Consider the following 8,376-nt stretch of genomic DNA (forward strand, 5'->3'; position numbering starts at 1 on the left):
GCGGTCCAAGTTCTGGTTACAGAATAAGAACCCGCACACGCACCATTGGTTGTTACATCAACTGGAGTCAAAGTGAAAGCAGAACCACAAGCGTCAGTTGCAGTTGCTTGAGTAAACTCAGACGTTGCAGGACAAGAGATAGTTGCAGTTGCAGGCAATGGAGCGATAACTGGAGCCGTGGTATCCTGAACGTTTATAGTCTGAGTTGCGGTAGATGAATTTCCACAAGCATCTGTAGCGGTCCAAGTTCTGGTTACAGAATAAGAACCCGCACACGCACCATTGGTTGTTACATCAACTGGAGTCAAAGTGAAAGCAGAACCACAAGCGTCAGTTGCAGTTGCTTGAGTAAACTCAGGCGTTGCAGGACAAGAGATAGTTGCAGTTGCAGGCAATGGAGCGATAACCGGAGCCGTGGTATCCTGAACGTTTATAGTCTGAGTTGCGGTAGATGAATTTCCACAAGCATCTGTAGCGGTCCAAGTTCTGGTTACAGAATAAGAACCCGCACACGCACCATTGGTTGTTACATCAACTGGAGTCAAAGTGAAAGCAGAACCACAAGCGTCAGTTGCAGTTGCTTGAGTAAACTCAGGCGTTGCAGGACAAGAGATAGTTGTCGCTGCTGGCAGTTCAGCAATTACTGGAGCATTTATATCTTGAACGGTAATAGTTTGCACCGAAGAAGAAGAATTGCTACAAGCATCAATAAATGTCCATGTTCTGGTAATAACATAAGAGTTGGCACAATTACCTTGTTTGATTGTATCTATTCCTTCCGTAGTAATTTGACCACTACAATTGTCGATCGCTGATAGGCTAGACATTATAGGTACATTGGTACTGCAAGAAACGGTTACAGAAGCAGGAGCTTCTGGAGCTATTGGTTTAGTGCTATCTTGTACACTAAATGTAGCTGAGGTTGAGGCAATATTACCACAAGAATCTTTCGCAGTAAAAATTACAGTTACAGCAGTGGAACAATTGTTCGAAAGTGCATTAAAATTATTAGACCATGTTACGTTAGAACAAGTATCAGATGCGATGGCACCGCCGTTATTAGCTAACCAGTCGCCAACTGAATTTTGATTCCCTTGGCCATCACATTCAACAGTTATATTTAAGGCTTGAATTGTAATAGTTGGCGGAGTATTATCAAGTATTGTAATGGTTTGAATTTGGTCAACTGCTTTGTTTCCACAGTTGTCTGTCAAGCTCCAAGTTCTGGCTATTGTGAATCCGCCTTGGCAGCCAACGAGTGCTTCTGGTTCAGCGTCAGCATAAGTTGCTTGAATTCCTGTTGAGCAATTGTCAGCTTCATCTGATACGTCACCGGTAAATTCAATATTTGTATTGTATATACAAGTAGCATTAGTATAAATAGTTTTATCAGCTGGAGCCCTAAATGTAGGAGCAATATCATCACGGATTGTAATTGTTTGAATTTGGTCAACTGCTTTGTTTCCACAGTTGTCAGTCAAGCTCCAAGTCCTAGCTATTGTGAATCCGCCTTGGCAGCCAACGAGTGCTACTGGTTCAGCGTCAACATAAGTTGCTTGAATTCCTGTTGAACAATTGTCAGCTTCATTTAATACGTCACCGGTAAATTCAATATTTGTATTGTATATACAAGTAGCATTAGTATAAATAGTTTTATCTGCTGGAGCCGTAAATGTAGGAGCAATATCATCACGGATTGTAATGGTTTGTATTTGGTCAACTGCTTTGTTTCCACAGTTGTCAGTCAAGCTCCAAGTCCTAGTGATGGTGAATCCGCCTTGGCAACCAACAAGTGCAACCGGTTCAGCGTCAGCATAAGTTGCTTGAATTGCTGTTGAACAATTGTCTGATTCATTTAAAACATCACCTGTAAATTCAATATTTGTATTGTATGTACAATTAGCATCAGTATAAATAGTTTTATCAACTGGAGCCGTAAATGTAGGAGCAATATCATCACGGATAGTAATGGTTTGAATTTGGTCAGCTGCTTTGTTTCCGCAGTTGTCAGTCAAGCTCCAAGTTCTAGCTATGGTGAATCCACCTTGGCAACCAACTAGTGTTATCGGTTCAGCGTCAGCATAAGTTGCTTGAATTCCAGTTGAGCAATTGTCTGCTTCATCTGATACGTCACCAGTAAATTCAATATTTCTATTATATTGACAATTTGAATCGGTATAAATGGTTTTATCTGCTGGTTTTGTAAAAGTAGGCGCCATTTTATCAATTACACGAATGACTTGATCAAACTTAGCAGTATTTTTACAAACATCACTTACTGACCAGTGTCTAACAATTAGTTTATTAGTACCGCAAGCTCCCTCAGAAGGTGTTAAACAAACACTTTTGAAATCAACATTCCCATTGTTTTCATTTTGTTTTCTGGAATAAATATACCAGTTACCATTCATATCTCCAGTAAAATCTTCAAAACTGGATACGTATGATACTGGGCCATTAATTGGATTGATACTATTTGTTGAAGATAGCGCTCCATTTGGAGTGAAGTCGCCAGCGCCAACTGGAATTAAATTGTTGTTATCCCACTTAGGATGACTATTTGGGTAAAATGTTGGAGTATATAATTCTTTAGTGCTAGAACTAGAGTCATCGCAGGCTAAACTACCTGTACAATATGGGCCTACTAATATAACCGCTTGACCATTAGGAGCAACTAGAGTAAATTCTGTTCTTCCTTTCCCTTGATTTGTTTCGAAAGCTAACGTAACTTTTCCAATATCACTAGCTAATGTACCATCAAATCCTGAAACAGTAAAAGGGAAGTAATTACCAACACCTGCGTTAATAGCCTTTTCATCTGAGTTTCCAAAACAATCGCTATCAGAAGTAGGGGTAGCAGTTGGGTTAGGATCACAGTTATCTTTAATATTTGTAACTATACCAGTTGAGGCAGTACTAGTATCAGCATAACAATTATTGTCACTTTCAAATATTATATCTTGTGGGCGGGTGAAAATTGAAGGAGCTGTTGTGTCCTGTACTTTTATTGTTTGTGATTTTGTTACAAAATTACCACAACTATCTTCGGCTTTCCAAGTTCTAGTTAATGTATAATTTTGGTCAGTACAGGCCCCTGTACTAGTCTTGGTAGATGTTTCTCCCACGAAAGTAACGGTAGGCGTTGTGTCACAATTATCAACAGCGCTTGCAATTCCTGTTTGTGGCACAGAAGAACATTCTGCAGTTGTGTTCACTGGCACAGTTAGCGTTGGAGCAGTGTTGTCACGGATAGTGATTGTCTGAACTTGGTTTGCAGCAGCGTTTCCGCAGTTGTCAACCAAACTCCATGTTCTTGCTATGGTGAAACCTCCCTGACAACCAGCGATCGCTACTGGAGCAGCGTCAGTAAATGTTGCATTTAATCCCGTTGAGCAGTTGTCTGCTTCATTGCTTACATCACCCGTGGCTGTTACTGTTTTATCATAAGTACATGTTGCACTTGTATAGATGGTAACGTTAGCCGGAGCGGTAAATGTTGGAGCAGTGTTGTCACGGATAGTGATTGTCTGAACCTGGTTTGCGGCAGTGTTTCCGCAGTTGTCAACCAAACTCCATGTTCTTGCTATTGTGAAACCTCCTTGGCAGCCAGCGATCGCTACTGGAGCAGCGTCAGTAAATGTTGCATTTAAACTCGTTGAGCAGTTGTCTGCTTCATTGCTTACATCACCCGTGGCTGTTACTGTTTTATCATAAGTACATGTTGCACTTGTATAGATGGTAACATCAGCCGGAGCGGTAAATGTTGGAGCAGTGTTGTCACGGATAGTGATTGTCTGAACCTGGTTTGCGGCAGTGTTTCCGCAGTTGTCAACCAAACTCCATGTTCTTGCTATTGTGAAACCTCCCTGGCAGCCAGCGATCGCTACTGGATCAGCGTCAGTAAATGTCGCATTTAATCCCGTTGAGCAGCTATCTGTTTCATTGCTTACATCACCCGTGGCTGTTACTGTTTTATCATAAGCACATGTTGCACTTGTATAGATGGTAAAGTTAGCCGGAGCGTTGAATGTTGGAGCAGTGTTGTCACGGATAGTGATTGTCTGAACCTGGTTTGCAGCAGTGTTTCCGCAGTTGTCAACCAAACTCCATGTTCTTGCTATTGTGAAACCTCCTTGGCAGCCAGCTATTGCTACTGGAGCAGCGTCAATAAATGTTGCATTTAAACTCGTTGAGCAGTTGTCTGCTTCATTGCTTACATCACCCGTGGCTGTTACTGTTTTATCGTAAGTACATGTTGCACTTGTATAGATGGTAACATCAGCCGGAGCGGTAAATGTTGGAGCAGTGTTGTCACGGATAGTGATTGTCTGAACCTGGTTTGCAGCAGTGTTTCCGCAGTTGTCATCCAAACTCCATGTTCTTGCTATTGTGAAACCTCCCTGGCAGCCAGCGATCGCTACTGGAGCAGCGTCAGTAAATGTCGCATTTAATCCCGTTGAGCAGTTGTCTGCTTCATTGCTTACATCACCCGCGACTGTTACTGTTTTATCATAAGTACATGTTGCACTTGTATAGATGGTAACATCAGCCGGAGCGGTAAATGTTGGAGCAGTGTTGTCACGGATAGTGATTGTCTGAACCTGGTTTGCAGCAGTGTTTCCGCAGTTGTCAACCAAACTCCATGTTCTTGCTATTGTGAAACCTCCTTGGCAGCCAGCGATCGCTACTGGAGCAGCGTCAGTAAATGTCGCATTTAATCCCGTTGAGCAGCTATCTGTTTCATTGCTTGCATCACCCGTGGCTGTTACTGCTTTATCATAAGTACATGTTGCACTTGTATAGATGGTAACGTTAGCCGGAGCGGTAAATGTTGGAGCAGTGATATCTTTAACAGTAACTGTTTTTGTACAAGTGGAACTACATCCATTTGCAGCTGTAATTGTTAATGATAAAGTAAATGTTTCACTACAGCTTGAACCTGTAGCTACAGAAACGGTTTGAGAATTAGAATTTCCTACTATTGACCCGTTTCCTGAAATTTTCCATGCGTATGTAGCACTTACAGGAGCTGAATAAATAGTTGAAGACGACGGGCATAATGGTCCATCTGCACCAGTTATCAAACATGATGTAGGCTCTTTAACAGTAATGACTACATCATCTGATACAGTGCATTGTGATCCTGAACCAGCTATTGGCCCCGTCACTACAGTTAATCGAAGTGTAGCAGAACTTCCATCTATGCTCACAGTTGAATTTAGAAGGTTTGGGGTCGTAATGTTACCTGACCCTGATACAAATGACCAATTACTAGATAAAACCTTATAACCAGGACTTGCTATAGCTGCACCCTGTAGCATATAAGATGATCCAAAACAAACAGTATCATCATCTCCTGCATTAGCACTTCCAAGCGTGAGATTGTCAATAGCTAGTGGGTCAAAAAAGTCCTTAATAGCTGCAGATGAAGATGTAGATGTTTTCGATTTAACAAAAATAGTTTTTATTTTAAGGCTTGCACAGGGATCAATTGATCCCAAAACCGCTGTTAAATTAACTGCAGATTCAATAAAAGTGTTTTGAGGATAGGTATTTGCACCAAATGCCTGAAAGGGAACAGGAACATCAGTTGTGTTCCCTGCGGCATATACTGAGTTGAGAGGAAGAGAAGTAAAATAAGTTTTATATTCCCAAGTAGTTCCATTAAGTTCCCATCTTTGAATGTCAAATTTTGCAACACTACTTTCAAAATATACAGTCAATAAAAAATCATTTGCAGTACGTCCACCAGTTGATGCTGGAGCGGAAGTTGAAAATCCACTACCAGTTTTAGTCATTGCAGTTTGGAGAAATTCAAAATCGATATAGGCATTACCGCCATTACTTAAACGATCGGCAGCAAAAATAACCCATACATTGCCGTCAATATCAGTCGTAAAATGGATTAATGCATTGTTCATGTCGGTTTTATTGTTGGCAGTACCAGAGGCCCAAGACCAACTGTTTGGATTATCACCGACTTTATCACCTCCCCCAAAAATATTATCAGTAGAATTGCCATAAGGGTCATATAAATGATAAGTGGTTCCGGAACTTAAAGGTGTTCCTGAGTTTGCAAGGACATAACCGCCTGTACCAGTTCCGTCAACCCAATCTCCAGTATTTGAGTTGGCTATAAGGGAACCTTCGATATTAAATCCTTCGGTTGGTGAATTTACCGGGGCAATACCCTGGCCAATTGTTTGGGCAAGTATAATGGATGGAAAACTTAGTAAACTTAGTAGAAAAAGCGTAAAAAGTTTTGTCGAATTAGTAATAGTTGATTTCATATTGATTTGTTTTTAAATCGTTAGAAAGTGAAGTAAAATGCAATTGTAAAAATTACTTCGGAGAGTTTTTTGGGATATTGAAGGTTGTATTGATTTGATCAATTGAACAACTCTCATAGGTATCAAATCTATTTTTGTCGAAATAGCTTTTGAACTAAAAAATGAATCATTTAATGTCATTTTTTGAATAAGTAGTGTCATATTCTGAAGTAAATATTTCCTTTTTTTTGGAGTTTTAAGTTCAGAATATTTTATGCTAGATAATGTTTGAAAAACTAATTTTTTTAGAGTAATTTTTGTTCTCATAATAATCATTTTTAAATAATAAACTATTGTTTTTAGGGCAGTAAACTTGTATAATGGATTAATTATATAGATTAAAAAAGGTTTTTTGTTTCTTATTTTTACCACTTATTTAATTAAAGATTAAGTTAATTCTACTACAAACGATAGGACTTAATAGAACGACATCTTGCTACAATCATTATAAGAAATAGGACTTGATTAAAATATCGCTATATGACTAAAAGTATGTTAACTAATAGTTTACATAAATCTATTTGTGTTTTTTAAGGATGAAAATCTCTTTTTTGGAGTTAAAGAATATTTTCAGTCGCATGTGACTTTCCTTTTTTCAAGCAATTCAGTATGCACAGTTTTTTAACCTCGGATTTAATACTGCTTTTAGCTTTTTAAGGGTGAAAATTTTCTTTTTTTTGGGGTTAAAGAATATATCCAGTCGCAGGTGACTTTTCTTTTTTCAAGCAATCCAGTATGCACAATTTTTTAAACTCGGATTCAATACCGTTTTGAGCTTTTAAAGGGTAAAAATTTTCTTTTTTTGGGGTTAAAGAATATTTTCAGTCGCAGGTGACTTTCCTTTTTTTAAGCAATTCAGTATGCACAGTTTTTTACCTTCGGATTCAATATTGCTTTTAGCTTTTCAAGGGTGAAAATTTTCTTTTTTTGGGGTTAAAGAATATTTTCAGTCGCAGGTGACTTTCCTTTTTTCTAAAATCACGACAATTTATTAATGTTATTAAAATCTAAAATCAATTTTGGTTTTGGATTTTAAAAAAGATATTTTTCTTTTTTGGATCGATATTTTTAAAGGGTTAAGTATTAATAAATGTTTGTTAATAGTAATAGTCAAATTTAAGAAATATTATTAATATTGATTTTTTTTTCCTACGAATAACCTAAATACTCGTTAAAATGTAATTAATTTCATAAAATAATTAAATTATATTTCAAAAAAATTTACATTTCTTTTATACAAAAATAATTACAAAGACAGTTACTTAATTTTAGCTATTCTTGAAATAAAAAAATAAATCCAGAAATATTAAAAGAGTGCTAAATTTTCGTAGTCTTTGCTTTTTAGTATTTCGTCTAACCATTTAATTTCTAAAAATAATCTTACAGGGAAGTAATTATAAACTCGCTTCGTCTGTTCAACTGATGCTCTTCTTCGGTACATTTGATACCATCAGAGCATTTATTTATAAGTTGAGTCTCACCATATCCTCTTCCGGTTAATCTATTCAAATCGACCCCATTTTTAATCAACCATCCTATAGTAGATGTGACCCTTCTTTCTGATAGAGCTTCGTTGTATTTGAAAGTCTGTCTGCTGTCAGTATGCGAACGTATATCTAATTTCATAGTTGGATTTTGATTTAAGACATCTAATATTTTCTCCAGATCTAAAGCTGCCTCTTGTCTAATGTTGAATTTATCTAAATCAAAGTAAATCATTTTAATACCAAAGCACTTACCTAAATCATCACCTATAGTTACTTTACATTTTGCTTTTTCCAGTGTTATTGGGAAATATGTTTTTCCATTTGTTTCAGCAATAGTAATTTTCTCTTCCTTTGTGGTGTATTCTGGTTTTTCAGCTCTTATATTATATTTTTTTCCGCATTCTACTTTAAAAGTATAGTTGCTTTTCTCATCTGAAACAGTGGTGTTAAGAAGATTAAATTGACTATCATACAGACTGATTTTTGCGTCAGGTAGAAGTTCTTTTGTAACAAGATCAGTTATTTCCCCATACAACAGTTGTTCACAAATCAGTCTTTTA

Annotated in this window: 2 protein-coding genes; both read right to left on the minus strand. The window is 37.6% G+C overall.

Annotated features, from left to right (window positions below):
• On the minus strand, positions 1-6,290 hold a 6,290-nt coding region (locus ACFX5F_RS16075), incomplete at its 3' end, for an HYR-like domain-containing protein (protein ID WP_379853042.1).
• Positions 6,291-7,709: 1,419 nt separating this feature from the next.
• The coding region (locus ACFX5F_RS16080) for an OmpA family protein (RefSeq protein ID WP_379853043.1) at positions 7,710-8,376 on the minus strand (667 nt) is incomplete at its 5' end.

Source organism: Flavobacterium zhoui (assembly GCF_042787235.1).
Taxonomy (GTDB): Bacteria; Bacteroidota; Bacteroidia; order Flavobacteriales; family Flavobacteriaceae; genus Flavobacterium; species Flavobacterium zhoui.